The organism is Microcoleus sp. Pol12B4, from assembly GCF_036701385.1.
Taxonomy (GTDB): Bacteria; Cyanobacteriota; Cyanobacteriia; order Cyanobacteriales; family Microcoleaceae; genus Microcoleus.
Window position 1 is genome coordinate 1 of record NZ_JAUBQR010000472.1, and the last position, 1105, is coordinate 1105.

General features: G+C 44.8%; 1 protein-coding gene and 1 pseudogene. Both read right to left on the reverse strand.

Annotated elements, in window-relative coordinates:
* A pseudogene (locus QUA38_RS29140) lies at positions 1–621 on the reverse strand (PAS domain S-box protein); the annotation flags it as partial.
* A gap of 271 nt (positions 622–892) precedes the next feature.
* The coding region (locus QUA38_RS29145) for a response regulator (protein WP_333168033.1) at positions 893–1105 on the reverse strand (213 nt) is incomplete at its 5' end.

Here is a 1105-nt window from a genome sequence, read left to right on the forward strand (position 1 = left end):
TGCCTGGGGAGGAATATCGGTAGCCGGATAGTGCAGTCCCAATAAAGGAGCCAAACTTTCTACTTTGTCTTCGGCGATAACTTCACCCGCACCGGTGGTATCAAATTGATAGACGATCGCTCGATCGAAACCAATCATCCTCCGCACCTCTTCAACTGCTGTCTGACACAGCACTTGCAGGTTTGGTGTTTTGTGGATTTTGTCGATCGGCTCTTGGACTAAATGATAAAAATCGAAAGAATCGCTAGGTTTTGGGGAAACAGCCGACTCGAGTTCAAGAATTAATGCTGAATTTGATTGATGTAGCGTCCCCTCAAAAAAAGACTTGCGGTCTTGACTTTTGAATGATAATCTGATAGCGTTACGTTGTTGGTCGTTTTCAAATAAAGCTTTTTCAATAGCTTTAATTTCCTCAGTCTCGACAAATTCCTCTAAAAATTGCTCCAAAAGTTGTTCGGGGTAAAGACCCATCGCCTCAAAAGTATTGTTGCTAACTTGCAAAATTTTCAACGCCGGAGATTCCAGCACCAAAAGGATGCCGTGAGGTTGAATCGAACCCGGGGCGTAAATTAGTTCGCAGTCGCTGTCATTGAGATTGTCTGTGTCTGAGGGCAATATCATGGCTTTCACCTGATTAATACTTCTCTAAATAAGTCTGTGTTCTTGATGAGCTGGCAAGCATCTATTAACGCCATCGCGTCTGAATCGCACAACCAAACAATCCCTAGTCTTGGCTAAGGCTTGCTGAGTGGTTTCCGACACGCACTGCATATTTCTTCATGGTTATACCAGTTTTAAACAAGAATACAACTGTAGCCCCGTGCTCCCAACCACGAGCTTCATCATTCATCCCCAATTCTTCAATTCTTTAATTTTTTAATCTAAAATGGGATTAGCGCTGTGCCTGAGCCAGCCTGTTTCTGAGTTGAGTCCGCTCCAAACGATTCAGGAGGCGAGCAATTAATTCCGGTTTCACGATCGGCTTGTTCACGTAGTCGTCAGCACCTGCGACAAACATTTGGCGCACTATTTCCGACTCGGAATGAGCTGTCAAAAATAGCACGGGGAGCTTGCTCCAGCGCAAATCGTTGCGAACTGCCAAACA